The sequence below is a fragment of the Mycobacterium sp. 3519A genome, from assembly GCF_900240945.1.
Lineage (GTDB): Bacteria > Actinomycetota > Actinomycetes > Mycobacteriales > Mycobacteriaceae > Mycobacterium.
The window spans coordinates 2085259-2111122 of the sequence record NZ_OESG01000014.1 but is presented as its reverse complement, the minus strand read 5'-3'; the positions used below and the strand labels follow the sequence as shown (position 1 = coordinate 2111122).

General features: G+C 66.4%; 23 protein-coding genes. 7 read left to right on the top strand and 16 right to left on the bottom strand.

The window, feature by feature from the left end; genetic code table 11:
* The first annotated feature begins 72 nt into the window (after nucleotides 1–72).
* From C1A30_RS31375 to C1A30_RS31355, 5 genes are all read left to right on the top strand, one after another.
* Nucleotides 73–1290: an acetyl-CoA acetyltransferase gene (locus C1A30_RS31375; RefSeq protein ID WP_101952113.1), complete on the top strand. Its 1218-nt coding sequence runs from the start codon at nucleotides 73–75 to the stop codon at nucleotides 1288–1290.
* The gene (locus tag C1A30_RS31370; RefSeq protein WP_101952112.1) at nucleotides 1287–2822 is read left to right on the top strand and encodes a carotenoid oxygenase family protein; all 1536 of its coding nucleotides are present in this window, start codon (nucleotides 1287–1289) and stop codon (nucleotides 2820–2822) included. The genes C1A30_RS31375 and C1A30_RS31370 overlap by 4 nt, the downstream gene beginning before the upstream one ends.
* Before the next feature lie 26 nt (nucleotides 2823–2848).
* Complete coding sequence (locus C1A30_RS31365) at nucleotides 2849–3697, top strand: helix-turn-helix domain-containing protein (RefSeq protein ID WP_101953019.1); 849 nt, start codon at nucleotides 2849–2851, stop codon at nucleotides 3695–3697.
* 102 nt (nucleotides 3698–3799) lie between these two features.
* Nucleotides 3800–4249 (top strand): Hsp20/alpha crystallin family protein, encoded by a 450-nt coding sequence (locus C1A30_RS31360; RefSeq protein ID WP_101952111.1) that lies wholly within the window; start codon nucleotides 3800–3802, stop codon nucleotides 4247–4249.
* A 158-nt stretch (nucleotides 4250–4407) separates the two neighbouring features.
* Nucleotides 4408–7692: a LuxR family transcriptional regulator gene (locus C1A30_RS31355; RefSeq protein WP_101952110.1), complete on the top strand. Its 3285-nt coding sequence runs from the start codon at nucleotides 4408–4410 to the stop codon at nucleotides 7690–7692.
* On the opposite strand, the gene C1A30_RS31350 is transcribed toward C1A30_RS31355, so the two are convergent.
* From C1A30_RS31350 to C1A30_RS31340, 3 genes are read right to left on the bottom strand one after another with little or no spacing between them, the layout of a single operon-like run.
* Entirely contained in the window at nucleotides 7683–8279 is a 597-nt protein-coding gene (locus tag C1A30_RS31350) for a GNAT family N-acetyltransferase (protein ID WP_101953018.1), read from the bottom strand. The genes C1A30_RS31355 and C1A30_RS31350 overlap by 10 nt on opposite strands.
* On the bottom strand, nucleotides 8276–8704 hold the full coding sequence (locus C1A30_RS31345) for a hypothetical protein (protein ID WP_101952109.1): 429 nt from the start codon (nucleotides 8702–8704) through the stop codon (nucleotides 8276–8278). The genes C1A30_RS31350 and C1A30_RS31345 overlap by 4 nt, the downstream gene beginning before the upstream one ends.
* 9 nt (nucleotides 8705–8713) lie before the next feature.
* A complete protein-coding gene (locus C1A30_RS31340) occupies nucleotides 8714–9514 on the bottom strand; it encodes an alpha/beta hydrolase (protein ID WP_101952108.1) in 801 nt (266 codons plus the stop codon).
* 44 nt (nucleotides 9515–9558) lie between these two features.
* On the opposite strand from C1A30_RS31340, the gene C1A30_RS31335 reads away from it, so the two are divergent.
* The gene (locus tag C1A30_RS31335; protein ID WP_101952107.1) at nucleotides 9559–10005 is read left to right on the top strand and encodes a cupin domain-containing protein; all 447 of its coding nucleotides are present in this window, start codon (nucleotides 9559–9561) and stop codon (nucleotides 10003–10005) included.
* On the opposite strand, the gene C1A30_RS31330 is transcribed toward C1A30_RS31335, so the two are convergent.
* Nucleotides 9995–10717 carry a 3-keto-5-aminohexanoate cleavage protein gene (locus C1A30_RS31330; RefSeq protein WP_101952106.1) on the bottom strand — a complete coding sequence of 241 codons (723 nt, stop codon included), beginning with the start codon at nucleotides 10715–10717 and terminating at the stop codon, nucleotides 9995–9997. The two genes, C1A30_RS31335 and C1A30_RS31330, sit on opposite strands and share 11 nt — an antisense overlap.
* 109 nt (nucleotides 10718–10826) lie before the next feature.
* Between C1A30_RS31330 and C1A30_RS31325 the strand changes: the two genes are divergently transcribed.
* The gene (locus tag C1A30_RS31325; protein WP_101953017.1) at nucleotides 10827–11456 is read left to right on the top strand and encodes an SDR family oxidoreductase; all 630 of its coding nucleotides are present in this window, start codon (nucleotides 10827–10829) and stop codon (nucleotides 11454–11456) included.
* A 1-nt stretch (nucleotide 11457) separates the two neighbouring features.
* On the opposite strand, the gene C1A30_RS31320 is transcribed toward C1A30_RS31325, so the two are convergent.
* The 12 genes from C1A30_RS31320 to C1A30_RS31265 form a co-directional block, all read right to left on the bottom strand.
* A complete protein-coding gene (locus tag C1A30_RS31320; protein ID WP_101952105.1) occupies nucleotides 11458–12207 on the bottom strand; it encodes a VOC family protein in 750 nt (249 codons plus the stop codon).
* A 61-nt stretch (nucleotides 12208–12268) separates the two neighbouring features.
* Complete coding sequence (locus tag C1A30_RS31315) at nucleotides 12269–13165, bottom strand: amidohydrolase family protein (RefSeq protein ID WP_101952104.1); 897 nt, start codon at nucleotides 13163–13165, stop codon at nucleotides 12269–12271.
* Between the two features lie 18 nt (nucleotides 13166–13183).
* Complete coding sequence (locus C1A30_RS31310) at nucleotides 13184–14608, bottom strand: aldehyde dehydrogenase family protein (RefSeq protein ID WP_101952103.1); 1425 nt, start codon at nucleotides 14606–14608, stop codon at nucleotides 13184–13186.
* A 39-nt stretch (nucleotides 14609–14647) separates the two neighbouring features.
* A complete protein-coding gene (locus tag C1A30_RS31305; RefSeq protein WP_101952102.1) occupies nucleotides 14648–16354 on the bottom strand; it encodes a thiamine pyrophosphate-binding protein in 1707 nt (568 codons plus the stop codon).
* A 15-nt stretch (nucleotides 16355–16369) separates the two neighbouring features.
* Nucleotides 16370–17311: an acyl-CoA dehydrogenase family protein gene (locus tag C1A30_RS31300; RefSeq protein ID WP_101952101.1), complete on the bottom strand. Its 942-nt coding sequence runs from the start codon at nucleotides 17309–17311 to the stop codon at nucleotides 16370–16372.
* Nucleotides 17308–18474, bottom strand: coding sequence for an acyl-CoA dehydrogenase family protein (locus tag C1A30_RS31295; protein WP_101952100.1), 1167 nt, complete (start codon nucleotides 18472–18474; stop codon nucleotides 17308–17310). Before C1A30_RS31295 ends, C1A30_RS31300 begins: the two co-directional genes overlap by 4 nt.
* Nucleotides 18471–19388 carry an acyl-CoA dehydrogenase family protein gene (locus C1A30_RS31290; RefSeq protein ID WP_101952099.1) on the bottom strand — a complete coding sequence of 306 codons (918 nt, stop codon included), beginning with the start codon at nucleotides 19386–19388 and terminating at the stop codon, nucleotides 18471–18473. The genes C1A30_RS31295 and C1A30_RS31290 overlap by 4 nt, the downstream gene beginning before the upstream one ends.
* Nucleotides 19385–20563, bottom strand: coding sequence for an acyl-CoA dehydrogenase family protein (locus C1A30_RS31285; protein WP_101952098.1), 1179 nt, complete (start codon nucleotides 20561–20563; stop codon nucleotides 19385–19387). Before C1A30_RS31285 ends, C1A30_RS31290 begins: the two co-directional genes overlap by 4 nt.
* A gap of 3 nt (nucleotides 20564–20566) precedes the next feature.
* Nucleotides 20567–21790: a CaiB/BaiF CoA-transferase family protein gene (locus tag C1A30_RS31280; RefSeq protein WP_101952097.1), complete on the bottom strand. Its 1224-nt coding sequence runs from the start codon at nucleotides 21788–21790 to the stop codon at nucleotides 20567–20569.
* The gene (locus C1A30_RS31275) at nucleotides 21783–22670 is read right to left on the bottom strand and encodes an SDR family NAD(P)-dependent oxidoreductase (RefSeq protein WP_101952096.1); all 888 of its coding nucleotides are present in this window, start codon (nucleotides 22668–22670) and stop codon (nucleotides 21783–21785) included. Before C1A30_RS31275 ends, C1A30_RS31280 begins: the two co-directional genes overlap by 8 nt.
* Nucleotides 22671–24518 (bottom strand): NAD(P)/FAD-dependent oxidoreductase, encoded by a 1848-nt coding sequence (locus C1A30_RS31270; RefSeq protein WP_101952095.1) that lies wholly within the window; start codon nucleotides 24516–24518, stop codon nucleotides 22671–22673. It lies immediately after the preceding gene.
* Nucleotides 24515–25858 (bottom strand): SRPBCC family protein, encoded by a 1344-nt coding sequence (locus C1A30_RS31265; protein WP_101952094.1) that lies wholly within the window; start codon nucleotides 25856–25858, stop codon nucleotides 24515–24517. Before C1A30_RS31265 ends, C1A30_RS31270 begins: the two co-directional genes overlap by 4 nt.
* Nucleotides 25859–25864 lie beyond the last annotated feature (6 nt).

Sequence of the window (25864 nt, the reverse complement as noted above, 5' to 3'; positions counted from 1 at the left end):
ACCGGAGCCGGCGGGGCCGCCTCGCTGCCAGAAGTGGTGCAGTCACTCTCTTAGTTGTAGTACGGTCCGGGTATGGGTACTCCCGACGTCTGGATCCTTGGCGGCCACCAAACCGACTTCGCCCGCAATTGGACACGCGAAGGGCGCGACTTCGCCGATCTGACCACCGACGTCGTGGAGCACACGCTCGCCTCGGCCAAGATCGACGCCGGTGATATCGAAGTCGTCCATGTCGCCAACGCATTCGGCGAGATGTTCGCCCGGCAGGGCCACCTCGGCGCGATGCCCGCCAGCGTCAACGACGCCTTGTGGGACACGCCGGCGTCCCGTCACGAGGCGGCATGCGCGTCCGGGAGTGTCGCGACCCTGGCCGCGATGGCGGATCTGCGGTCCGGCGCCTACCGCACCGCACTCGTGGTCGGCGTCGAACTGGAGAAGACCGTGCCCGGTGACACCGCAGCCCAACATCTCGGCGCCGCCGCGTGGACCAATCATGAGGGTGGCGACGCAAAGTTCATGTGGCCGTTCATGTTCGACCGCGTCGCCGACGAATACGACCGTCGGTACGGCCTCGACGACGCGCATCTGCGCGCCATCGCGACGCTGAACTGCGGCAACGCGCGCACCAACCCCAATGCGCAGACGCGCGATTGGACGGGGCCGCCCCCGTTGGCCGCCGACGACGCCACCCCGCCGGTGGAGGGGCGCCTGCGCCGGTTCGACTGCAGTCAGATGACCGACGGTGGGGCTGGCATCGTCCTGGTCACCGACGACTACCTGCGCGACCATCCCGATGCGCGGCCGATCGGCCGGATCGACGGTTGGGGGCACCGCACCGTGGGACTCGGCCTGCAGCAAAAACTCGACCGCGCGGCCGATGACCCCTACGTCCTTCCCCACGTGCGGGCGGCGGTGCTCGACGCGTTCCGCCGCGCTCACGTCACGCTCGACGACGTCGACGGTTTCGAGGTGCACGACTGCTTCACGCCCAGCGAGTACCTGGCCATCGACCACATCGGGCTGACCGGGCCCGGTGAATCGTGGAAAGCCATCGAGAACAACGAGATCGAACTGGGCGGGCGACTGCCGATCAACCCGAGCGGCGGCCTGATCGGCGGCGGGCATCCGGTCGGCGCATCCGGGATACGCATGCTCGTCGACGCGGCCAAACAGGTCAGCGGCGGCGCCGGCGACTACCAAGTCGAGGGCGCAAAGACGTTCGGCACTCTGAACTTCGGCGGCAGCACCGCAACCACCGTCAGCTTCGTCGTGACCGGAGGCCCGCGATGAACACGGAGATCGTCGGCAAGTTCCTGTCGACGTTGCCGGAGGACGACGACCACCCCTACCGCACCGGCCCCTGGCGCCCGCAGACCACCGAATGGGACGCCGACGATCTGAGGGTGGTCCAGGGCGAACTCCCGGCGGACCTCGACGGGGTCTACCTGCGCAACACCGAGAACCCGCTGCATCCCGCTCTGAAGGCATATCACCCATTCGACGGCGACGGCATGCTGCACGTCGTCGGGTTCCGCGACGGAAAGGCGTTCTACCGCAACCGGTTTGTCCGCACCGACGGCTTCATCGCGGAGAACGAGGCGGGCGGCCCGCTGTGGCCCGGCCTGGCCGAGCCGGTGTCCCTGTCGAAGCGCGATCAAGGCTGGGGCGCGCGCGGGTTGATGAAGGACGCGTCGAGCACCGACGTCACCGTGCACCGCGGCGTCGCATTGACGAGCTTCTATCAATGCGGCGATCTGTACCGCCTCGACCCGTACACCGGCGACACGCTCGGCAAGGAGCAGTGGAACGGCGCGTTCCCGTTCGATTGGGGCGTGTCGGCGCATCCCAAGGTCGACGACGCCACCGGCGAACTGCTGTTCTTCAACTACAGCAAGCAGGCGCCGTACATGCACTACGGCGTTGTCGACGAGAACAACGACCTCGTGCACTACGTCGACGTGCCACTGCCAGGCCCACGACTCCCCCACGACATGGCGTTCACCGAGAACTACGTGATACTTAACGACTTTCCGTTGTTCTGGGATCCCGCCCTGCTGGAGCGCAACGCGCACGTGGCGCGGTTCCACCGCGACATGCCGTCGCGGTTCGCGATCGTTCCCCGTCGCGGCGACACTATCCGGTGGTTCGAGGCGGAGCCGACGTTCGTGCTGCACTTCACCAACGCCTACGAGGACGGCGACTGGGTCGTGCTGGACGGCTTCTTCCAGGGCGACCCGGAACCGACCGACAACGGCATGGGCAACAATTCCCCGCAAGCGGGAGGTGCCCCCAGGGAGCGGGCGTTTCGCTTCCTCGCGCTGGACCGGCTGCAGGCGCGGCTGCACCGGTGGCGCTTCAACCTCGTCACAGGGCAGGTGTCCGAAGAGCAACTCTCGGACAGCATCACCGAGTTCGGCATGATCAACTCCGGTTACGCCGGAACGCCGTATCGCTACGCGTATGCGGCGACCGGCAAGCCGTCCTGGTTCCTGTTCGACGGCCTGGTCAAACACGATCTGCACACCGGCGCCGAAGAGCGGTTCGCGTTCGACGACGGCGTCTACGGCAGCGAAACCGCGATGGCGCCTCGACTCGGCAGCACAGGTGAGGACGACGGCTACCTGGTCACGCTGACCACCGACATGACCGCCGACGCCTCGTACTGCCTGGTGTTCGACGCCGCCAGGGTCAGCGACGGCCCGGTGTGCAAACTGGCGCTGCCGGAGCGCATTTCGAGTGGCACGCACTCCACGTGGGTGGCCGGTTCGGAGTTGCGGCGATGGCGGGACACCGACACGGCGGCGGCCGCGATCGGGCTGTAGTGACGGAGCCCAATGCGGTCGCCCGCATGCTCGGGCTGCTCGGCGACGAGTGGACGCTGCTGGTGGTTCAGCAGGCGTTGCTCGGTGCGACACGGTTCGCGGAATTCAAGGCGCGGCTCCCGATCTCTAATTCGGTGCTGACGCGCCGACTGCAGGCGCTCACCCGCGACGGCCTGCTGGACCGCCGCGAGTACCAAACCAATCCCACCCGCGCCGAGTACCTGGTCACGCCGCGTAGCCGTTCGCTGTGGCCGGTGCTGGTGTCGATCTGGGAGTGGGAGCGCCGCTGGGTACCCGATCACGCCGACACGCTGCCCAGCATGCGGCACCTGGCCTGCGGAGCAGACTTCAGCCCGCTGATCGTCTGCCGCGCATGCGGTCAGGGCGTCAGCGACAAAGACGTTGTCGCGCAATGGGGTCCGAGCGGTTCATGGCCGCGGTCGATCCCCGTCGCGTCGACACGGCGCCGGTCCGATCAGCGCGACGCCGCAGGCTTGTTTCCACAGACGATGAGCGTGCTGGGCAACCGCTGGGGGTTCGCGCTTCTGGTCGCGGCGTTCGTCGGGATGAGCCGGTTCACGGACTTCCAGAGCCAACTCGGCGCCCCGCCGGGATCGATCGCCGACCGGCTGTCGATCTTCACGGCGAACGGCGTGCTGGTCGGCGCACAGGGCCGCTACCGGCTCACCGAAAAGGGCCGCGCGTTGTTTGCTGTGCTGGTGCTGGCGCTGCAGTGGGCGCAACGGTGGTTCCCGTCGCAAGAGGGTCCGGCGGTGGTGGTGACGCACACCGGCTGCGGCGGCCGGTTCACCGGGGTGCTCGTCTGCGACCAGTGTGCGGAGCGATTGACAGGTGCGCAGGTCGAAGCCATTTAGGTGCTAGCACTCTCGCACTGAGAGTGCTAGTCTGGGAGTGCACAGTGATTTGGCTGCCCGCCAGGGTGGCGGGCTCTGAGGCGACATAGGAGGTGAATTACTGTGCTCCGCTTCGATCCTTTCAGTGACCTTGATGCCTTGACCCGAGGCTTGCTGACGAACCAGGCCGGGTCAACTCGTACCCCACGGTTCATGCCGATGGATCTGTGCAAGATCGACGATCACTACCTGCTGACGGCCGACCTGCCCGGCGTTGACCCCGGTTCGGTCGACGTGAGCGTCGACAACGGCACGCTGACCATCACCGCACACCGCACCGCCCGATCCGAGGACTCCGTGCAGTGGCTGGCCAACGAGAGGTTCTTCGGCTCGTACCGCAGGCAGTTGTCCCTCGGTGAAGGCATCGACGCCTCAGCGATCTCGGCGACCTACGAGAACGGCGTGCTGAGCGTCACGATCCCGCTGGCCGAACGCGCCAAGCCGCGCAAGATCGAGGTCGCCCACGGTGCCGACCAGAAGTCGATCGAGCCGACCACCGTCGAATCCGAATAGTCAACGGCCGCCTCGAGACTGCGGACAGATCGCGATTCAGCGCCCGACTGCGATCTGTCCGCAGTTTCGGCGCGTCCGCCTGATCTACGCACGCCTCCGCCCGGATCTACGCGCTTGCGCTGATGTTTGCCGCCCGCGGCCCCCGCAGGCTGGTTAACATGAGCGAACTTGACGCGCCCGCATTGAACTGGAGCGATCTTGGCGTGAGTGAGCTGGTACCCACCGGGACGGTGACGTTGCTGTTGGCTGACGTCGAGGGGTCGACGCGGCTGTGGGAGACCCAGCCCGCCGACATGACAGCGGCGTTCGCCACCTTGGATCGCACCCTCGCCGAAGTGGTCGCCGCGCACGGCGGTGTGCGGCCGGTCGAACAAGGCGAAGGAGACAGCTTTGTCATCGCGTTCGGCCGAGCCAGTGATGCAGTGGCGTGCGCGCTAGCTTTGCAACGGGCGCCGCTGGCCCCGATCCGGCTGCGAATCGGGGTGCACACCGGTGAAGTCCAATTGCGTGACGAGTCGAACTACATCGGCCCCACGATCAACCGCACCGCACGCCTGCGTGATCTCGGGCATGGCGGACAGACGGTATTGTCCGGCACGACCACGGATCTGGTGTGCGACAGGCTGCCGGACGGCGCGTGGCTGGCCGACCTCGGCACGCACCCTGTCCGCGACTTGCCGCGACCAGAGCGTGTCGTACAACTCTGCCACCCTGACGTCCGCAACGAATTCCCGCCGCTGCGCACCGCGAAAACCGGTAGCACTCAGAACCTTCCAGCTCAATTCACCACGTTTGTCGGCCGCGTCGGACAGGTCGACGAGGTACGTCGGCTGGTGCGCCAGAACCGTCTCGTAACGCTGACCGGAGCCGGCGGCGCAGGCAAGACCCGTCTCGCGGTGGAGGCCGCGGCCGAACTGCCCGACGACTTCGAAGATGGCGTTTGGTGGATCGACCTGGCCCCAGTCGCCGACCCCGCCGTCGTCACGCTGACGGTGGCCCGCACTCTCGATCTGCCCGACCAGCCAGGACGATCTCCGCTGGAGACGATCCAGCGATTCATCGCCGATCGGAAAATACTTCTGCTGCTGGACAATTGTGAGCATCTTCTGGACGCGTGCGGGGACGCCATCACCCAGCTGTTGAGTGCATGTGCGTACTTGACGATCTTGACCACCAGCCGTGAACCGATCGCCGTCTCCGGCGAGGTGACGTGGCGCGTTCCCTCGCTGTCGTTGCAGGACGAGGCCATCGCGCTGTTCACCGACAGAGCCCAGCGCGCGCGGCCCACCTTTCACGCCGCGGGCGGCGACGAAGAACTGGTCGCCGACATCTGCCGACGGCTCGACGGGATGCCGCTGGCCATCGAGCTGGCTGCAGCGCGGGTGCGGGCGCTGTCGCTGGCCCAGATCGCCGACAGCCTCAACGACAGATTCCGCCTGCTGACCGGCGGCGCTCGGAACGCATTGCGCCGCCAGCAGACCCTGCGCGCCTCGGTGGACTGGTCACACGCCCTGCTGACGGACGCCGAACAAACACTGTTCCGCAGACTCGGCGTCTTCATGGACGGGTTCGATCTCGACGCCGCGCGCGCCGTCGCCGCCGCCAACGAGGTCGAGCAGTTCCAGAGTCTCGATCAACTCACCCTCCTCGTGGACAAGTCGCTGGTCATCGCCGACGAAGAGGAAGGCGCCATGCGTTACCGCCTCCTGGAGACGGTCCGCCAGTACGCGCTCGAAAAACTGGCAGAGTCCGGCGAGGCCAACCAGACACGCGATCGACATCGCGATCACTACATCGCCACAGCGGAGGCACTCGAGGGCGATGAGCGACTCGTCGACTGGGCTGAGAGGGAAACCGGAAATCTTCGTGCCGCGCACACGTGGAGCATCGACTGCGGCGACTTCGAGTCCGCTCTTCGTCTGATGTCATCGCTGCAGCGGGTATGGGAAACACGCGGCAGGATGGGCGAGGGAATCGCAGGATTCGATCTCGTTTTCCAGGACAAGCGTTATCGGGACGACGGCGTTTCGCCGGACGTCTGGGTGCGAGCGGTCGCCGACATGAGCATCTTGGCGGCGTGGACCGCCACGCCGGCCAGCCTGGAACGGGGCGAACAGGCACTGACCGCTGCCAGGGAACTGGGCGACCCGACGCTGATCGCGTCGTGTCTCGCGGCTTGCGGTGCACTCGCCTACTACAGCCCCGAGGTCTCCAAGACGTATCTGGCCGACGCCATCGATCTCCTGCGGGCGACCGGCAATCTGTCCAGGCTGTGCCACATCCTCAGTTATCTGGCTTTCGCGAACAACGTTGCAGGTCAACCGATTGCATCACGAGCCGCCGCTGAAGAGGGGCGAAAAGTCGCCGAGGCTGTGGGTGACGGATTCGTGTCGCGCCATTGCCGGGTGTGGGCCGCCATCGCCGTCGGATGGCGCGGCGGTGTGACGGCGGCCGAACCGGTGCTGCGGGACCTGACGGCAGAGGCACACGCGGCGGGCGAACGCATGCTCGAGTTGTTGGCACTCATCTGCGAGACCAACCTGTTGGCCAACGCGGGGGATTTCGAATCGGCTCGCGCCAGCGTGAAGGAAGCCCGTGAAGTCTCGGCAGCCATGGGCGGATTCCACGAGGACGCGGTGTACACGGTGTCTGCTTACGCGTCGCTGTCCGCCGGTGATGGCGCCGAAGCAAGAGAGGCATGCGAATCGGCGGTAGCGCATACCGTTCCGCAGCGGATGCCATATGTTCGTGCCACGGCTCCGATGATCGAGGCGTTGTTGTCGTGCGGCGAAGTCACCGCAGCGCGCCGGTGGGCCGATGACGGCATCCTCACGGCGGTGGGCAACTATCGGATGCTTGCGTTGGTCGGGCGCGCTTACGTCGCGCTGGCACAGGATGAAAGCGAACAGGCCGAACGCGACGCTCACGACGCATTGGCACTCGCAACTGAGACAGGTGCATTCCTGCGTGCGCCCGAGGCGCTCGAAGTGGTCGCGCGGACGGCGTGCGCAAGCGGTGAGTTCCGTCACGCCGCGCGGCTGTTCGGAGCGGCTGTTGCCATGCGCGCCACGCTGGGCATCGTCCGCTGGCCGGTCTACTCGGTCGGTTACGAGGCATCGGTTGACGCCACCCGAGAAGCGTTGGGAGACACGGATTTCGATGCGTCTTGGCAGGAGGGGGCCACGCTATCGCCCGAAGAGGCCATTGCTTACGCGCAGCGCGGACGCGGGGAACGCAGACGACCTGCCAGCGGGTGGGAGTCGTTGACCCCGACCGAATTGGACGTCGTGCGGCACGCCACCGAGGGGCTGGGCAACAGAGACATCGCGGCACGGCTGTTCATCTCACCGCGCACCGTACAAACCCATCTCACACACGTGTACGCCAAGCTCGGACTGACGTCCAGGATCCAGCTCATCCAGGAGGCCGGTCGTCACGTGTAGCGGTCCAAGCGGTATCGCAGGTTGTTGCGTACCGCGGGCCATTCGATGTCGAGGATCGAATACACCACGGTGTCGCGGCGTGAGCCGTCGGGCAGCACCTGATGGCTGCGCAGCACGCCGTCGAGCTTCGCACCCAGCCGCTCGATGGCCGCACGGCTGGTGAAGTTGAAGAAGTGCGTGCGGAATTCGACTGCGACACAGTTCAATTCGTCGAAGGCGTGGCCGAGCATGAGCAGCTTGGTTTCGGAGTTCACCCCGCTTCGCCGCGCCGAAGCCACGTACCACGTGTTGCCGATCTCCAACCGCCGGTTCGACGCGTCGACGTTGAGGTAGCTCGACGACCCGAGGAGGCTGCCGTCGAGGCCACGCACCACGAACGTCAACCCGGTATCGGGCCGCTGCGCCGCCAACCGCATCTCGAGCCACTGCTCGGCGATCCCCGCCTTCGGCGCCGAAGTGAACCACAGCCGACCCAACTCGCCGTCGGCGGCGGCTGCGGCGATCTCCGGAAGATGTTCGCGGGCAAGCGGTTCCAGCGTCACCCACCGCTGGCCGGCCAACGAGACCGGTTCGACGAACCCGCTCAAGACGCCGCCGCCGACCACGACGCGACCATCGCCCACACCGACAACACCATCGCGCACACCGCAGCCGCCCCGCCCAGGTACAAGCCATAGCCCGCCGACACCGGCGCGTACACGTACAACCGGTAGTACCACGCGGTCAGCACCACCAGTAGCACGGAGATGGTCAGCGCCGCGGACGACGCCAGTCGGCCGAACAACCCGCGCGCGGCCATCGCGCCCGCGACGATCAACGTCGACGCCAACAGCACGATCAGCTGACCGACACCGAATCCCGGCGGAGGCACCGGCATGCTGCCGACAATGCCGCCGATCGCATTCGCCCGCCCACCGCCGTCGGCTCGGCTGGTCAACCACGGCAACCAGACACTGACCGCCAGCACCGCCGCACACAACACCACCAGCCAACCGGGGCGCAGGCGTGCCATTCGCTCAGACTATCGGCTGCGGGCCGCCGTCCACGTCAACGCGTAGTCGGCCACGTCGCTCCAACCGTCCAGCGCTGCTGTCAAATGCGGCCGGTGCTCGAACAACTTGAAATCGGTCGCCGCGGGTGACCGGCGATAGCGGTTGAAGTTCTCGTACACCACCGACGCGGGCACGATGTGATCACGGCCGCCGGCGATCAGCAACAACGGTGCCCGGTCTCTACGGAAGTCGACCGTCGTCGCCGCCTTGTCCCTGGCGGTGAAGTTGGCCATCGCCGCCTGGAACAGCGGCCGGCCCGGCGCCGGGATCGCCAGCTTCTCGCGCCAGGAGTCCGACTCCTCGCGCGACACGGTGTTCGCGAACGCATAGTGGAACTGCGCGGGGGTGAGAGGCACTGCGCGACGGATGTTTCCCGGGCTGCGGAACACCGGGAACGTCGATCGCAATACCGACAGCGGCAACCGGTACACGCCGCGGGGCGCGGCGGGATGAATCGCCACGCCCGCCACGCCCAACCCCTCGCAGAGCAACATCTGGGTGATCAGTCCGCCGAAGGAATGACCCATCAGAATCGGCGGTTCGGGCAGTCCGCGCACGAATGCGGCATAGTGCTTGACCACCTCAGCGACACCGATATCGGCGGGCGCCTTGGTGTGGTCGAGTGGCTCGTCGTATGCGGACACCCCTGGCCATGCAGGTGCATGCACCGTGTGTCCTGCCGCTGTGTAACGCTCGATCCATCCCCGCCAACTGTGCGGCGACATCCACAAGCCGTGGATCAGGACGATAGGTGCCGTGTCGGTTGCCATCGTCTCTATTGTGGAGTGCCTGCACCTATTAATGGGGGAATTGCATGAGCGACCTTCCGGAGTGGGCTCGCCGGCTTGACCTGTCCCCTCACCCCGAGGGCGGCTGGTTCAAGGAAACCTGGCGCAGCGAACTGGCGATGCCGCAGTCCGCGCTGCCACCCGACTACACCGGACCGCGCAGCGCAGGCACGGCAATCTTGTTCCTGCTCATGCCCGGTCAGCAGTCCGCATGGCACACCGTGCGCAGCGCGGAACTGTGGCTCTATCACCTCGGCGGTCCGCTGGTGTTGCAGATCGGCGCCGAACAAGAAACGGCCACAACGCATCTGCTCGGCACCGACATCGTCGCCGGAGAGCAGCCGCAGATCATCGTGCCGCCGGGACACTGGCAGCGGGCCCGGCCTCAAGGCGACCAGCCGTGCCTGGTCAGCTGTGTGGTGGTTCCGGGGTTCGACTTCGCCGACTTCGCGATGGCCGCGCCTACCGACTGAGCAGCTGCACCGCGGCAGACACCAGCGCCTCGTTGTCGGGCGCGGTCGAACCGTCGGGCAGCCGCAGCGTGTCCTCCAATCCGATCCGGGTTTGCACGCCGCATTTCCCCGCGTGTTCCAGTAGCGGCCAACAACTTTCGTCTAGTCCGTGTAATAGCACCGGCGCGGGCGACCCAGCCGCCGCCACCTGGCTGAGCAACTCGTCGGCGGTGGCAGTATCGCCGTCGCCCTGCAGTTCGATCATCACCCGCATGCAATGCCCGGCGATCTCGGAGGCCGCCCATGATTCGGCCGCCTCCGCGTGGAAGATGCCGACCTCGACGCCGAGCCCCTTGCTCAGCAGCAGCCCAGCGAGGTCTGCTGAGCCCGGCTCGTGCCAGTTGACCGATGCGAAGTCGGGAAGCACGGTCCATCCGTCGACCGCGCGCAGTCGCGCCTCGACGTCGGGCAGCGCCCAGTATCCCGTCGTCACGCCCAACGGCAGGCCTGGCACCGCGTGCCGGACCGCGGCCACCGCGGCGTCGACATGCTCGGGCGCCAGCGAGTCGACGCCGTCGGCGTTCTTGGGGTGCATGTGCACCGCCTTGGCGCCCGCGCCGTGTGCCGCGAGCGCGGCGCTCGCCAGCTGTTCGGGCGTCACCGGCAGGTTCGGATGCGCGTCCGGTGTGCGGGCACCGTTGATACAGGCCTTGACGTAGATCTTGGTGGGCATGTGACCATCTTCGCCCCTCGACCACTACCTTATCGTTACCTTATCTTCGCCTTATTTTTCTTAAGAACTGGTGTACTGTGAGGGCTCGCAGCGACAGAAGGAAGCCGATATGCATCACTCACCCGCACGGATAGTCCTGGTCACCGGTGGTTCCAGGGGCATCGGCGCCGACGTCGCGCTGCAACTCGCCGGCTCCGACACGCACGTCATCGTCAACTACCGGGAGAACGCCGCGGATGCCGAGACCACGGCGCGGACCATCCGCTTCGCGGGCGGCCACGCGTCGACGTGGCGCGCCGATCTGTCCGACGAGGGCGAGTGCGCGGCGATGATCGACGCCGTGCGGGCCGACTTCGGGCGGCTGGACGCGCTGATCCTCAACGCGTCGGTCGGCGCCGAGCCTGGCGCCAATCCCGGTTACGCGCAGCGTCGCAACCGGGACGCCCAGCGCCGCCTCGCGTTGATGGCGCTTCCGCTGATGCCCGCCGGCGGCCGCATCGTCTTCGTCACCAGCCACCAGGCCCACTTCTACCCGTACAAGGCGGTGCCGAAGGGGTACACCGCCGTCGCGGCGAGCAAGCGCGCCGGCGAGGCCACCCTGAACGCGATGCGGCCCGAATTCCGGCGTGCGGGTGTGCATTTGACGGTCGTCGCCGGCAGGGACGATGACTTCGCCGGCGCGATCGTCAACGCGGCCAACACCGCGAACCCGTCCGGAATCGTCTACGTCGCGGCCTGATTCACTGCAGCGATGACAGGTTGAAGCCCGCCCCTGTCGGGTCGGCGACAGCGGCGAGCCGGCCGTAGGGGGTGTCCTCGGCGTCGCGGATCACACTGCCGCCGTTGTCCTTGATCAACTGGACGGTCTTGTCGACGTCGTCGGCGCCGAGGAAGAAGGACCAGGTCGCCGCGTCTTCTGACATCACGCCCAACAACGCTTCACCGTCGAAATTAGCTGTGCTGTAGCGGAATTCGTCGGTATCGGAGACGACCTCGGTCTGCCAGCCGAACACCTCGCGGTAGAAGTCGAGAGCCTTGACGTAGTCGCGGGTGGTCAGCTGGTGATAGACCGGCGCGCCCGCCTCGTTGACGACGGTGTAGCCGCGGTGATCGATCGGCTGCCACAGCCCGATAGCGGCGCCGGTGGGATCGGTGAGCATGGCCATGTGGCCTTTGGCCGGCACTTCCATCGGCGGGACTGAGGTGGTGGCGCCCGCGGCGGTGGCGGCGCGCACCGTTGCCGCGATGTCCGAAGTGTGCAGATAGGTGGTCCAGCCGTCGGGCGACCGGAATTGCGGATCGTTGGCCATCAGCCCTGCCACCGGCTGGCCGCCCTTGGTTGCGTTGACGTAGCCGCCGTACTCCGGGCCTGCCGATTCGAACGTCCAACCGAACACGTTGCCGTAGAACTCTTTGGCTCGCTCGAGGTCAGATGTGAGCAGGTCGATCCAGCATGGGGCGCCGAGCGGTGCGCGATGGCGGATGGGCACGGTGGTCTCCTTCAGGTGGTGAGGTTCGGTCGTCAGTGCAGACCGCGGCCGCGCGCAGAACTCATCGCCTGACCCCCAGCACCCGTAGCGCGTTGTCCTTGAAGATCAGCGGCGCCAGCGCCGGGTCGATGTTCAACTCCGCGAAATCTCTGCGCCAGCGGTCGATCTTGATGTAGGGGTAGTCGGTCCCGAACAGCACCTTGGTGCGCAGTTGGCGGCTGATCGCGTGCACGAGTTGCGGCGGGAAGTACTTGGGCGACCAACCGCTCAAGTCGACGTAGACGTTGGTCTTGTGCGACGCGATCGCGATCTGCGAGTCCACCCACGGCACGGCCGGATGCGCCATCACGATGGTCAACTCGGGGAAGTCGGCCGCCACATCGTCGAGCAGCATCGGGTCGGAGTAGCGCAGCTTGATCCGGTGACCGCCGGGCAGCCCCGACCCGAGGCCCGTCTGCCCGGTGTGGAACAACGCGGGCACGCCCGCCTCGGTGATGGCCTCGTAAATCGGATAGAAGCGACGGTCGTTGGGCTCGAACGCCTGGATGCTGGGGTGGAACTTGAAGCCTTTGACGCCGTAGTCGCGGACCAGTTCGTGCACGCGGTGTACCGCGCGCCGCTCATGCCAAGGGTCGACGCTGCCGAACGGGATCAGCACGTCGTTGTTGCGGATCGTGCCTGCGATCAGGTCCTCGATCGAATTCGGCGCGTGCCGCGCACCTGTCCGCGCGTCGATGGTGAACACCACCGCGGCCGTGTTGTGCCTGCGGTATTCGTCGGCCAGCGCATCCACGCTCGACAGCGCCTCTGGCCCCCGCCTGAAGTACTTGCCGACGGCGTCGACCAGTTCGTCGTCGTAGGCCTTGTGGCCGTGGCCGTCGACCTCCACGTGGGTGTGGATGTCGACGGCCGCGACGCGCTCGAAATCGATACCGTATTCGTACTTTTCGCTGGGCATTGCCGCAGTGTATTGCGGCTACTCCGGCGCGTAGCCCAGGGCCGCCTTGGTCTCCAGATACTCGTCGAACGCGAACTGGCCCCACTCGCGCCCGTTTCCGCTGCGCTTGTAGCCGCCGAACGGCGCGTTCATGTCGAAGCCGTGGTTGATCGCGACGGACCCCGCGCGGATCTTGCGGGCGACCGCGCGGGCCTGGTCGAGGTCGGCGCCCGAAACATAACCGGCCAGACCGTATTCGGTGTCGTTGGCGATCTCCAGCGCCTGATCGAGATCGTCGTAGCCGAGGATGCACAGCACCGGCCCGAAGATCTCCTCGCGTGCGATGGTCATGTCGTTGCGGACATCCGCGAACACCGTGGGCTTGACGTAGTAGCCGGTGTCGATGCCGTCCGGCCTGCCGAGGCCGCCGACGACGACCGTCGCACCCTCGTCGATGCCCTTCTGGATCAGGCCCTGGATCTTGTCGAACTGCGCCTTGGACGCCACCGGGCCGATCGCCGTCTTCTCGCTGGGGTCGCCGACCTTCACCTGTTCGGCGACGGCCTTGGCCACGGCGACGGCTTCGTCCTTGCGCGAGTTCGGCACCAGCATGCGCGACGGGGCGTTGCAGCTCTGCCCGCTGTTCATCATCATCACCGTCACGCCCGCGGTCACGCTCTTGGCGAAGGCGTCGTCGTCGAGCACGATGTTCGGGCTTTTACCGCCGAGTTCCTGGCTGACCCGCTTCACGGTCGGGGCCGCGTTCCGCGCGACCTCGATGCCCGCGCGGGTGGACCCGGTGAACGACACCATGTCGACGTCGGAATGGCTGGACAGCGCGGCGCCGACGCCGGGGCCGTCGCCGTAGACCAGGTTGTACACCCCGGCGGGAACGCCTGCCGCGTCGAGGATTTCGGTGAAGATCTGCGCCGAGTACGGCGCCACCTCCGACGGCTTGAGCACCATCGTGCATCCGGTCGCCAGGGCGGGGTACACCTTGACCGCGATCTGGTTGATCGGCCAGTTCCACGGCGTGATCAGCCCGCACACCCCGATCGGCTCCTTGACCACAAGTGTGCTGCCGTGCTGCTCTTCGAACTCGTAGTTCTTCAGCACATCGATGGCCGTCGCCAGATGCCCGAGGCCCAGGTTGACCTGTGGGCCTGCCGCCAACGACGGTGGCGCACCCATCTCCTCACTCACCGCTGCGGCCAGATCGGACGCGCGCTTCTGGTATTCGGCCAGCATCGCCTGCAGCACGTCGAGGCGCTCCTCGCGGGTGCTCTGCGACCAACTGGCGAAGGCCTTGCGTGCGGCCTTGACCGCTTTGTCGACGTCGGCGGCCGCGCCGAGTGCGATCCTGCCGGAGACCTGCTCGGTGGTCGGGTTGTCGACGTCCAGCGTGTTCGCCTCGACCGGGTCGACCCACTTGCCGTCGATGTAGAACTTCAGATATTCGCGCATACCTGCACCTTTCCTCATTCGCGGTTCGACCGCGGTCGCTTACTGCGTGCCTTCGGCGTACCAAGTTCTGAATTCGTCGTACTTCGGCATCTCCTCGGAGTTGGCCTTCGGGTCGATGCAGACGTGCACGACGGCCGTCTTACCACTGGCGTACGCCCTTTCGATGGCCGGACCGATCTCGTCTTCCTTCTCCACATATTCACCGTGGCAGCCGAAGCCCTCGGCGATCTTGTCGAACCGCACGTCCTTGCTCCAGTGCACACCGGGCTGCGGTGACGGTTGCTCGAACGTGCGCTTGTACACGCCGACCTCGAGGCCCCACTGGTGATCGACGCCGACCACGCACACCAGCGGCAAGTTGTGCCTGGCCGCGGTCTCGAGTTCGGCGATGTGGAACAGGAAGGCGGAGTCGCTGGTGAGCAGCATGACCGGGCGCTTGCCGCCGTCGGCCACCGATGCCCCGACCGCGTACGGCAACCCGGTGCCGAGGTGGCCGAAGTTCTGGTTCCAGATCACGTCGCGCGGTTTGGCCTGCGAGTAGGTCCACTGGAAGATCACGGTGGCACCGCCGTCGCGAACCAGGATGCCATCCTGCGGGAACGCCTTGGTCGCTTCCACGACGTAGCGGGCGGGATGTATCGGGGTCCTGCCGGTCGGCGCGTTCTCGGCGAGCTGCGCGAGTTCCTCGGCGTCCTTCCTGATCAGCTCGTCGAGGGTCGGTGACGGCTGGCGCGGAGTGTCCTTCAGCGCCTCGACCAATTGTGGCACCACGCCGCGCAGGTCCCCGACCAGCGGCACGTCGATCGGCCGGTTGACGCCGATGGCGAACGGGTCCTGTTCGACCAGGATCCACTTGCGAATGTCGTTGCGCTGCACCCAATGTCGCGTCTTGCCGTAGTGCACCGGCTCGCCGAGTTCGGTGCCAAGCGCGACGCACAGATCCGAATTGACCACCGCCTCGACCGCCGACGGCGAGAAGCCGTAGGCGAACGTCCGGTCTTCCAGGCCAGGAATGAACGACGTACCACCGGACGTCTGGATCACTGGGCAGGCCATCAGGTCGGCCAGTTCTTTGACCGCCGCCTGGCTGCGCGACGTGTGAACGGCGTGGCCCACCAACAGGATCGGGCTCTCGGCCGCGCGGATCAGCTTCGCGGCCTCGGCCACCTCAGGCGCGCCCGCGCCCTGGTTGACCAGCCGGTACCGATGCGGCGGCAGCGGGTCACCGACGTCGAGTTCCGCGAGCAGCACATGCGCCGGGTACTCGACGTAGGACGGGCCCGGGGTGCCCGACATCGAGCGGCGAATCGCCTCACGGATGATCTCATCGGTCTGATCGGGATATTCGATCGACGCGCTGTACTTCACCGACGGCGCGAAAAGCGGTTCCTGACGCACGAATTGGATGCGGCCGCGACGAACCCGGCGTTCGGTGATGCGGGCCCGCTGGCCGCCGAGGAAGATCACCGGCGAGTTCTCGACCTTCGCGCATTGGATCGCACCCGCGATGTTGGCCATCCCCGGGCCCAGGGTGCCGATGCACAGGCCGGGCCCGCCGGTCATCCGGGAGACCGCCTCTGCCATGAAACCGGCGCTCAGTTCGTGGTGTGGCGCCACGACCGACCATCCGCGCGCATCGGCCTCGGCGAACATGTGCACGAAGTTTGGATCGGGTATGCCGAACAGGGTTTTGACACCCTCCGCCTCGAACAGGTCGAGGATGCGCTTGTAGACGGGGACAGCCATTTATCGAAACTCCTTCTACCGATACCGTTTAGCGAGTTGCCTGCGGTGCTCCGCCGGTGAGCCGAACAGCGACCGATTCAGCGCGGCGCGTTTGAGATAGACGTGGATGCCGCTTTCCCACGTGTAGCCGATACCGCCGTGCAGTTGCATGGCCTTACCTGCGACGTCGACGGCGGTGCTGCAGACGTAGGACTTCGCCATGGCGGCGGCCACGCCTGCATCCGTTTGGTCGTCGACGATCGCCTGCACCGCCGCGTCGACGAGTTGGCGTGCGACCGCGATGTCGACCGCCATATCCGCGCAGGCATGCTTGACGGCCTGGAAAGACCCGATGGGACGGCCGAACTGGTGACGCACCTTCGCATAGCCGACGGTGGCGGAGAGCATTGCCTCGGAAAGTCCGAGGCTGTCGCAGGCAACGGCGACGGCGGCGCGCTGGCGCAACCGCTGGATGTCCCCGGCGAGCCTGAGTCGCTCCGAGATCTCCGTGTCACCGATGGAGGCAAGGCGTCGCGTCTCGTCGAGGACCGGTTGCGGTGTGACCGTCGCGGTCGCCACGGCGACGCACTCGTCTGCGATCAGCAGGATGTGATCGGCACCTTCGGCGTCCGGCACGAACTCCGATTCGAATGCCACCGCGACCCGGACGGCGCCGGACGCCACATCCACCAGCAACCGGTCACGAGTGGTGCTGGGCTGCAGGGAGTTCAGCACGCCCACCGCCAACACCGCGCTGCCAAGGTAGTTGTTGGCGCTGGCGGCCCGACCCATCTCCTCGCAGACGACCGCAACCTCGGCGAACGTCGCACCCGCACCGCCGAACTGTTCCGGCACCTCCAGCCCGACCCAGCCCGCGTCGACCAGCGACGCCCAGTCGACGGTCCGATCCTTCGCGAGCAGATCGCCTGCCACCGAACGCAATTCAGCGTGGAACTCCGCGAACTCGTGTGCCGTCACAGCACGCTCGGTTCCCGCGGCAGTCCCAGCCCGCGCTCACCGATGATCGTGCGCTGGATCTCGCTCGAACCACCGGGGATCGTCCACTCCCACGACCCGATGAAGTCCAGCATCCACGAACCGGATTCCCAGCCACTGGACATCGGTTTCGTCAGTCGGGTATGCGCGGCCATCCCGCCGATCTCTGCCCCGAAGTCGGTGAGCCGCTGTAGCAGTTCGCTGTAGTACAGCTTGACGATCGAGGCTTCCGCGGGGCCGGCGGTACCGTTCTCGTTGTCGTCGACCACCTTTCGGCACAGCGCACGCAGCCCGGTGATCTCGATTTCGAACTGCGCCAACCGGTCGGCCACAATCGGATCGTCGACCGGGGCAGCCTGCACCAGCCAGCGGAAGCCCGCATTGCCGAGACGCTCGGCCAGCTCGAGCATGGTCAGGCCACGCTCGGCTCCCAGGGTCGCCTGCGCCACCTGCCATCCGGCGTTCTCTTCGCCGACGAGGTTGGCTGCCGGAATCTCGACGTCGTTGAGGAAGATCTCGCAGAAGTGGGAGTCGCCGATGGCGTTGCGGATCGGTCGTACTTCGACGCCAGGGGTGGTCATGTCGAGCAGGAAGTACGAAATGCCTTTGCGTTTGGCCGCATGCGGGTCGGTGCGGGCGAGCAGCAGGCACCAGTCGGCGTGCTTGCCGCCGCTGGCCCACAGCTTCTGCCCGTTGACGATGTACAAGTCGCCGACGCGCCGCGCCGACGTTCTCAGGCTGGCGAGGTCGGAACCGGCCTCCGGTTCGGAGAACCCCTGCACCCAGATCTCGCCGTCCAGGATCGCAGGCAGGTGGCGCTGACGTTGCTCCTCGGTGCCCGCCGCGAGCAGCGTCGCCGCGGCGTGGTGTATGCCGACGAAAGCCAACACCAGTCGCGGTGCGTCGTGCGCGGCGAGTTCCTGGTACAGCACCACCTGCTCGAAAACCGAGAGCCCACCGCCCCATTCGCGCGGCCAGTGCGGCACCGCGTAGCCGGCGCTGTGCAGTTCGGCGAACCAGAATTTCTGGAAGCGGACGAACTCCTCGTCGTCGACGCCGGTCTGGTTCTGCCGCCAGTCGGGCGGGATGTGCTGTTCACACCAGGTGCGGACGGTCGCGCGGAATCCGTCGAGATCGGCGGTCACGTGAACAAGCCCGTCAGACCGGTGCGTCCGGCGCGGTGGGTCAGTTCGTCGCGGGTGGCCGACAGGCCGAGCGGCAGCCTGCGCAGTGGTTGACTGTAGCGGGACAGCCACGACAGCGTCGTCTCGTCGCAGAACCCGACCGCACCGTGCAATTGGTGGCAGACGCGGAAGACGACCTCGGCGGCCTCTAATGCCGACATCCGCAGCGCCAGCGCATCATCCAGGGCTTCCGGACGGTCGGCGCCGATGCTCCACAGCGCATACTTGGCCAGCATGTCCAGGCCGCTGCGCTCGACCTCGGCGTCGGTCAACTGGAACTGCACACCTTGGAACGCCGACAACGTCTGACCGAACTGCTTGCGCAGGCTGACATGGGAGATGGTGAGCTCGAGAGCCCGGTCCAGCATGCCGAGCAGCGTCCAGCACGGCAACACGAGGCCAAGCGCGAGGTCGCCCGCGCCCTCGGTGTCGATCGCCGACAGGTCCAGCTCGACCACGAACCCGGCGCCGGTAGGCCGTTGACCAGTGACCCGGCTGCGGGTGCCGCCCAATGAAACTGCCGCCCAATTCAATTCCACCCCCGCCAGCGCACCCGACGGCCGGTTCTCGGCCACAACGAGCAGCCCGTCGACGTCCAGGTCGGTCGGCTTGGCCAGCCGCTCGGCGACCGGGTACGGCAACGCCCAGTATCCGGCGCTGCGACACAAGGCCGCGGCCGCCTCGAGGCCGTCGGCGTCGGTGTGGGGATCAAGCTCCCATGCGCCGAGTTCGTTGAGCACCGGACCCGCGAGCGATTCCCGCAGAGCCGGATTGGCTTCGGCTTGCTGCACCAGTTGGTCGCCACCCGCGGCTTCGAACGCCCGAAGCGCTTCTCGGCCATATCCTTTGGCGTCGTCGCCGAGGTCGAGGATCACTTCGCACCCGCCAGTAGGGCCCGCGACAACAGGATCCGCTGCATCTCGATACTGCCGGACGACACGGTCGACGCCTGCGAGTAGCGCCAGTGGTCCTCGACCTCACCGAGGAACCATTCCGCGTGTGCGTCGTCGTGCGACACCTCCGCCGCCCCATCTTCGCGCGACACTTGTGCCGCTATGTCCATCAGCACCTCGGCGCTGTCCTGGTCGAGCTTGGTGACCGCGATCCGATACGCCGCCGCGTCGCCCGGCCGGATGCGGCCGCTGCTCTGCAGATCCACCACGCGGTAAGCCATCAGGCGCGCGCGCCGGCAGTGCGTCAGCATGCGCACCCACCTGGCCCGCAGTTCGGCGGGCAGGTCCTCCCAGCGGTCGCCGAGAACCGCGGGCGCCGCGGACAACAACCGTTCGCAGCGCGCGTAACGGGCGATGCCGACGCGTTCGAACGACATCACATCCTGGACGATCGACCAGCCTTGGTCCACGGTGCCGAGCACATCGGCCTCGGTCACCCGCAGGTCGTCGAAGAAGACCTCGTTGAGGTGGTGCGGACCCATCATGCAGCGGATCGGTCGCACCTGGATCGCCGGATCATCCATCGGGACAAGGAAAATCGTCAGGCCCTGCTGCTTCTTCTCCCCCTTGGACGTGCGCGCCAGCAGGAAGCACCACTGCGCCATGGTCGCATACGACGTCCAGATCTTCTGGCCGTTGACCAGCCAACCGTCGCCGTCACGTCGCGCGGTGGTGCGCAGCGATGCGAGATCTGAACCGGCTTCGGGTTCCGAAAAACCCTGGCACCAGATGACTTCGCCGCGCGCGATCGGTGGCAGGTGTTTGCGCTGCTGCTCCTGCGTGCCGTGCCGCATGATGATCGGCCCGACCCAGTTCACCCCCATGTACTGCGCCCCGCGGGGTTCGTGGTGCGCCCACATCTCCTCACGCACCACGGTCTGCTCCCACACCGAGGCCCCGCGGCCCCCGAACTCCTCCGGCCACGCCAGGCACAGCAGGTTGCGGTCGGCGAGCGTGCGGCAGAACCGCTGGGCCGTCTCGAGGTCGGCGGGGTTGTCGGTGAATGCCCCCAGATAGTGTTCGGGCACATGGGTTTTCACCAGTTCCCGCAGTTCTCGACGCAGCTCGGCGGCCTGCTGACCCATCTCGAAGTCCATCGGCTACCCCTGCCCCACCGCGTCGGCGCTACGGTTTATGACGGAATCCGGCCGATTTTCGTCAGAAACCGTAGTCTCGGCGCTCCCGGCGTTGAGACCGAGTTCGCCCAACACCGCGTCGGTGTCCGCACCCAACAGCGGCGCCGGGCCTGCGACCTTGCCCGGAGTGCGTGAAAACCACGTCGGCACACCGGGAAACCGGACCGGCCCGTGCGGCGTATCGACGGTTTCGAACAGGCCGACCGCATTCAGGTGGGGATGGTCGAACAGCGAGTCGGGGGTGTTCAGCGGCGCCGCGGGAATCTGGAGTTCACGGAACAGCGCCAGCCATTCCTCGGTGGTGCGTTCGGCCATCGTTTCGGCCAGCAGGCCGTACACGGTGTCGATGTCGCGGGCCCGCTGCTCGAGTGTGGCGTAGATGTCGGTGGCCCACGCAGGCCGCACCGCGTCGACGAACGCCTTCCAGTGCCTGTCGTTGTAGATCAGCGCGGCGATGTGGCCGTCCTTGGTGCGGTACGGCTTGCGGTTCGGCGCCACCGTCCTCGGATAGACGGCCGGCCCGAGCGGGGGATCGAACATCGCCCCATTAGCATGCTCGACCAGCATGAACGACGCCATCGTTTCGAACATGCTGACCTCGACTTCTTGGCCCTCCCCGGTGCGTTCCCGGTGGAACAGGGCCATCATCGTGGCGTACAGCGCCGTCAGCCCTGCGACCTTGTCCGCCATGATGGTGCCGACGAAGGTGGCCTCGCCGGTCAGTTGTTCCTGTACGGCGGGTATTCCGCACTCGGCCTGGATGGTGTCGTCGTAGGCGGGCAGGTCGCGTTCGGGTCCGCGCCTGCCGTAGCCGTAGCAGTTGGTGTAGACGATCCGGGGGTTGAGCGCCGCCACCTCGTCGTAGCCGAAGCCGAGTTTGGCGATCGCCTTGGCCCGCATGGAGTGGATGAAGACGTCGGCCTCACGGACGAGCGCCTCGAGCGCCGTCTTGCCCGCCTCCGTGCGCAGATCGAGCACGACGCTGCGCTTGCCGCGGTTCACGTTGACGAACACGCCGCTCATGCCCGAGGCCGGCCCCACCGAGATGAAGCGGGTGTTGTCTCCTTCCGGGGGCTCGATTTTGATCACGTCTGCGCCCATGTCCGCCATGATCTGCGTGCAGTACGGCCCCATCACCATCGCGGTGAGGTCGACCACCGACACACCTGCAAGTGGCCCGCTAGACACTTTGAGCCGCCCTTTCGAAGCTGTACCGGATGTGGTCGCCGTGGCCGTCAGGCACGACAGGAAACACGATCGGTGTGGACGCGTCGCGGATCGCGGTGATGTGGTCCGCGACGTCCGCGATCGACCATGACGGCCGATACACGCCCGGCGTCTCCGCGACCACCGCCCTGGCCACTCTACCCGCCAGTGCGATGAACATCTCCCCTGTGACAGAACAGGATTCGTGTGCCAGCCAGCCCACCACGGGCGCCACCAATTCCGGGCCCATCGGCGGATAAGCCGAGGTGTCGATGCCCTCGGCCATCCGGGTCACCGCGGCGGGCACGATCACGTTGCTCTTGACGCCGTGCGCGGCGCCTTCGAGCGCGGCGACATTCGAAAGACCGATCACCCCCGCCTTTGCCACCGCATAGTTCGCCACCTCGTGGTTTCCGTACAACCCCCCGATCGACGACGTGAGCACAATGCGGCCGTAACCCGCGTCGCACATCAACGGAAACGCAGGCCGGACAACATGGAACGCGCCGCGCAGGTGTACATCCACGACGGCCTCGAAGTCGGCGTAGGACATCTCCTTCAGCGATGCCCGCAGCACGTTGCCCGCGTTGTGCACCAGGATGTCGATGCGTCCATAGCGATCCGTGGCGGCGTCGATGATCGCCTGCCCGCCCTCGGGGAACGCCACCGAGCCGACGGAGGCCACGGCATCACCACCGGCACTGGTGATTTCACTGACGACGTCCTCGGCCGGGGCGGCATCGACGTCATTGACGACGACCTTGGCGCCCTGCTCGGCGAGCAAGAGGGCATACGAGCGACCCAGTCCCCTGCCGCCGCCGGTGACGACCGCGACACGGTCGTCGAATCTCAGTTCAGTCATCTAGGTTCCGAGCACGATGCCATCTAGATCACCCTTTGCGCGCCACTGGCTCAACAGGTCGTCGAAGGCGTAGAAGCCGGGCGCGTACGGCTCACCGAGGAACGATCGGATGCCTTGGCCGCCACCGCCGCCCTCGTTGTTGTAATAGCCAGGCGTGCAGGACACTTCGAACGCGGAGTTGTCGATCGAGAGCTCTCGAATGGTCCGCACCCACTGGTCCTGCGCCTGTAGGCTCGGCTCGACAGTCGTGGCCTTGCGCTGCACGGCCTCGGCGATGATGTAGGCGATGTGCTCGGCCTGCTGTTCGAACATCGCGGTGGTGTTGGCCGACACCCCGCCCTGGATGAAACCGGTGTGGAACTGGTTGGGGAAGCCGTGGCTGGTGATCCCGTGCAGCGTCTTGAAGCTGTCGGCCCAGTGCTCGAACAGCGACACTCCGTCGCGGCCTTCGATCACATCGATCGCATAGCGGCGGCTGATCGCCGTGGAGATCTCGAAACCGCTCGCGAAGATGATACAGTCGACCTGGTACTCGACGCCGTTGGCGACGATCCCGTTCTCCGTGAGCCGCTCGACCCCCTTGCACTCCGAGACGTCGACCAGCGTGACGTTCGGCCGGTTGAACGCGGGCAGGTACTCATCGCTGGAACATGGCCGCTTGCAGAGGAATCGGTAATACGGTTTGAGCGCCTCCGCGGTGTCCGGGTCGTCGACGATCTCGCCGATGCGGCGGCGCAGCCGCTCCATGATCTTGTAGTCTTCCTCTTCCCGGATCGCCATGATCTGCTCGATGCTGAGCGAGGCGGGATCCGCACTGGCCGCGATCCGCGCCGTCATGTTGCGGCCCAGCTCGGTCCAGAAGTCGCAGACCTGGTCGGCCGCGTCGAAGACCACGCCCTCGAACGGCGACCACCGGTGGAAGTTGCGTTTGCGCTCGGCCTGCCAGCCGGGCTGCAGCGACGCGGCCCACTGCGGGTCCGTCGGCGGGTTTCCGCGCTCGTCGACTGAGGAGGGGGTGCGCTGAAAGACAAACAGCTGCTGGGCATCCCGCGCGAGGTGCGGCACCAACTGCACGCCGGTGGCTCCCGTCCCGACCAGCGCGACTCGCTTGTCGTGCAATTTGTGCAGACCGCCGCTGGCGTCGCCGCCGGTGTACTCGTAGTCCCACCGCGCGGAATGGAACATGTGCCCCTTGAAGTCCTTGATCCCGGGGATGCCCGGCAACTTCGGCCGGTTGTAGGAGCCCTGCGTCATCACCACGAAGCGGGCGCGGATGTCGTCGCCGCGGTTGGTGCTCAACCGCCACCGCTGGATGGACTCGTCCCACCGCATCGCGCGCACCTGGGTGGACAGGATCGCGCCGTCGTAGAGGCCGAAATGCTTTGCGATGCGGCGGCAGTGCTCGTAGATCTCGGCGCCGTCGGCGAACTTCTTCGACGGCATGAAATCAAGCTCTTCCAGCATCGGGATGTAGCAGTAGGCGTCGTTGTCGCATTGGATGCCGGGGAACCGGTTCCAGTACCAGACACCGCCGAAGTCGCCGCCCATCTCGACGATGTGGACGTCGTCGACGCCTGCCTTCTTCAGGTAGGCGCCCGCCAGCAGTCCGGCGATGCCGCCGCCGAGCACGGCCACCTCGACGTCCTCGTTGATGGGTGCGCGCGGGCTGACGGGGGTGTGCGGATCGACCTCCGCGAACTCCGCGTAATCGTCTTTCAGTTCCAGGTATTGCGTCGAACCGTCTGCGCGCAACCGCTTGTCGCGTTCATACAGGTACTTCTCGCGCAGCGCGTCGATGTCGATGTCGTCGGGCGTCCGCGTCGGTCCGCAGGTGTCGAACAGCGTCATCGCAGCTCCTGTGGTTCGCCCGTGCCCATGTACTTGCTCAGCTGGTAGTGCAGGTTGACCGTGCTGCGCTCGCGGTACGGGTTGGGTTTGGTTCCGGGGAAGCCCGCCGATTTCATGCCCTGCTGCACGGCGGCCATGTTCGAGAAGTCCTGCGGCAGTACGGACAGCCAGTTCGGGCTCTCCTTGGGCGTGTACTGCCACTCCGTCTGCGGCTCTTGCCCTTTCGGGAACAACTCGTAAGTCGCGACTTCGAAGATGCATTTGTTCGGGTCGTAGCTGGGGTGCGGCCGTGCACTGTAGCAAAGTGCGCTGGTGAGGCCCTGGCCGATCTGGAAGTTCGGGAAGATCTGCCATGCGGTGCCGCTCTGGCCGAGGATGTCGGCCCCAATGGTGGGCCAGATGACGCCCCTGGCTTCGTCGTCGCGGCGCGCCGAGGACAGCCAGTGCTCGAGCACCTTGTCCGCCGGGGTGCCCTCCGGCAGTTCGTCGACGAGTCGCTTCGCCGCGTTCACCAGCGTCTGCGTGGTGGTGGCATTCGTCTCTTCCATTGTGTAGACCTGCATCTCGGCGGTCGAGATGCGTGGGTCTCCGGTGCCGAGCCGGATCTTGGACTTGGTCTCGTCCAAGCCTTTCGGCGCGTCGTAGCCGATGTTGCTGTGCTTACCCTGCGCTTTGGCCCAGCCCTTGAACTCGCCGAACTTGTTGAACTCCGGATGCGTGGTGAACACGTGGTAGGTCTCGTTGAAGGCCTCCATCGCGACCTTCCAGTTGCAGTCGAAGTACAACCACTTGCGCCACTTGTAACGCATGTTCTCCAGCCCGAACGGATCCAGGATCTTCGCCGCGGGAAACAGGAAGTCCGCCAACGGTTCACAGTCCGGGTCCATGTTCACGAACAGCCAGCCGCCCCAGGTGTCGACCCGGACCGGCGCGAGGTGGGTGTTTTCCGGAGTCAGCGCACCTTTCCAGTCGTCCTGTTCGCGGATGTGCGTGCAGGCACCGTCGAGCCCATAGGTCCAGCCGTGGAAACCGCAGACGAACGACTTGCGGGCACGCCCGCACGCGTTCGTGGCGCCGTCGGGGGTGTCGACGAGTCGGCGGCCGCGGTGCATGCAGACGTTGTGGTGCGCAGCGAACTCGTTCGGACCGGTGCGCACCACCAGGATCGAGTCGTCGAGGATGTCGTAGGTGAGGTAGTTGCCCACCTCGGGAATCTCCTCGACGCGGCCGACCTGCTGCCACACCTTGCGCCACAGCTTGTCGCGTTCGGCGCGGGCGTACTCCTCCGAGATGTATGCGTCCACCCCGATGGTCATTGGCTCGCAGAGCTCTTCGGTCATCGCATC

Excerpts from the sequence above, each read along its gene's own strand:
- C1A30_RS31375 (WP_101952113.1), top strand. The coding sequence starts at position 73 with ATGGGTACTCCCGACGTCTGGATCCTTGGCGGCCACCAAACCGACTTC.
- C1A30_RS31370 (WP_101952112.1), top strand. The coding sequence starts at position 1,287 with ATGAACACGGAGATCGTCGGCAAGTTCCTGTCGACGTTGCCGGAGGAC.
- C1A30_RS31365 (WP_101953019.1), top strand. The coding sequence starts at position 2,849 with ATGCTCGGGCTGCTCGGCGACGAGTGGACGCTGCTGGTGGTTCAGCAG.
- C1A30_RS31355 (WP_101952110.1), top strand. The coding sequence starts at position 4,408 with ATGAGCGAACTTGACGCGCCCGCATTGAACTGGAGCGATCTTGGCGTG.
- C1A30_RS31345 (WP_101952109.1), bottom strand. The coding sequence starts at position 8,704 with ATGGCACGCCTGCGCCCCGGTTGGCTGGTGGTGTTGTGTGCGGCGGTG.
- C1A30_RS31340 (WP_101952108.1), bottom strand. The coding sequence starts at position 9,514 with ATGGCAACCGACACGGCACCTATCGTCCTGATCCACGGCTTGTGGATG.
- C1A30_RS31335 (WP_101952107.1), top strand. The coding sequence starts at position 9,559 with ATGAGCGACCTTCCGGAGTGGGCTCGCCGGCTTGACCTGTCCCCTCAC.
- C1A30_RS31330 (WP_101952106.1), bottom strand. The coding sequence starts at position 10,717 with ATGCCCACCAAGATCTACGTCAAGGCCTGTATCAACGGTGCCCGCACA.
- C1A30_RS31325 (WP_101953017.1), top strand. The coding sequence starts at position 10,827 with ATGCATCACTCACCCGCACGGATAGTCCTGGTCACCGGTGGTTCCAGG.
- C1A30_RS31315 (WP_101952104.1), bottom strand. The coding sequence starts at position 13,165 with ATGCCCAGCGAAAAGTACGAATACGGTATCGATTTCGAGCGCGTCGCG.
- C1A30_RS31310 (WP_101952103.1), bottom strand. The coding sequence starts at position 14,608 with ATGCGCGAATATCTGAAGTTCTACATCGACGGCAAGTGGGTCGACCCG.
- C1A30_RS31305 (WP_101952102.1), bottom strand. The coding sequence starts at position 16,354 with ATGGCTGTCCCCGTCTACAAGCGCATCCTCGACCTGTTCGAGGCGGAG.
- C1A30_RS31285 (WP_101952098.1), bottom strand. The coding sequence starts at position 20,563 with ATGGACTTCGAGATGGGTCAGCAGGCCGCCGAGCTGCGTCGAGAACTG.
- C1A30_RS31275 (WP_101952096.1), bottom strand. The coding sequence starts at position 22,670 with ATGACTGAACTGAGATTCGACGACCGTGTCGCGGTCGTCACCGGCGGC.
- C1A30_RS31270 (WP_101952095.1), bottom strand. The coding sequence starts at position 24,518 with ATGACGCTGTTCGACACCTGCGGACCGACGCGGACGCCCGACGACATC.
- C1A30_RS31265 (WP_101952094.1), bottom strand. The coding sequence starts at position 25,858 with ATGACCGAAGAGCTCTGCGAGCCAATGACCATCGGGGTGGACGCATAC.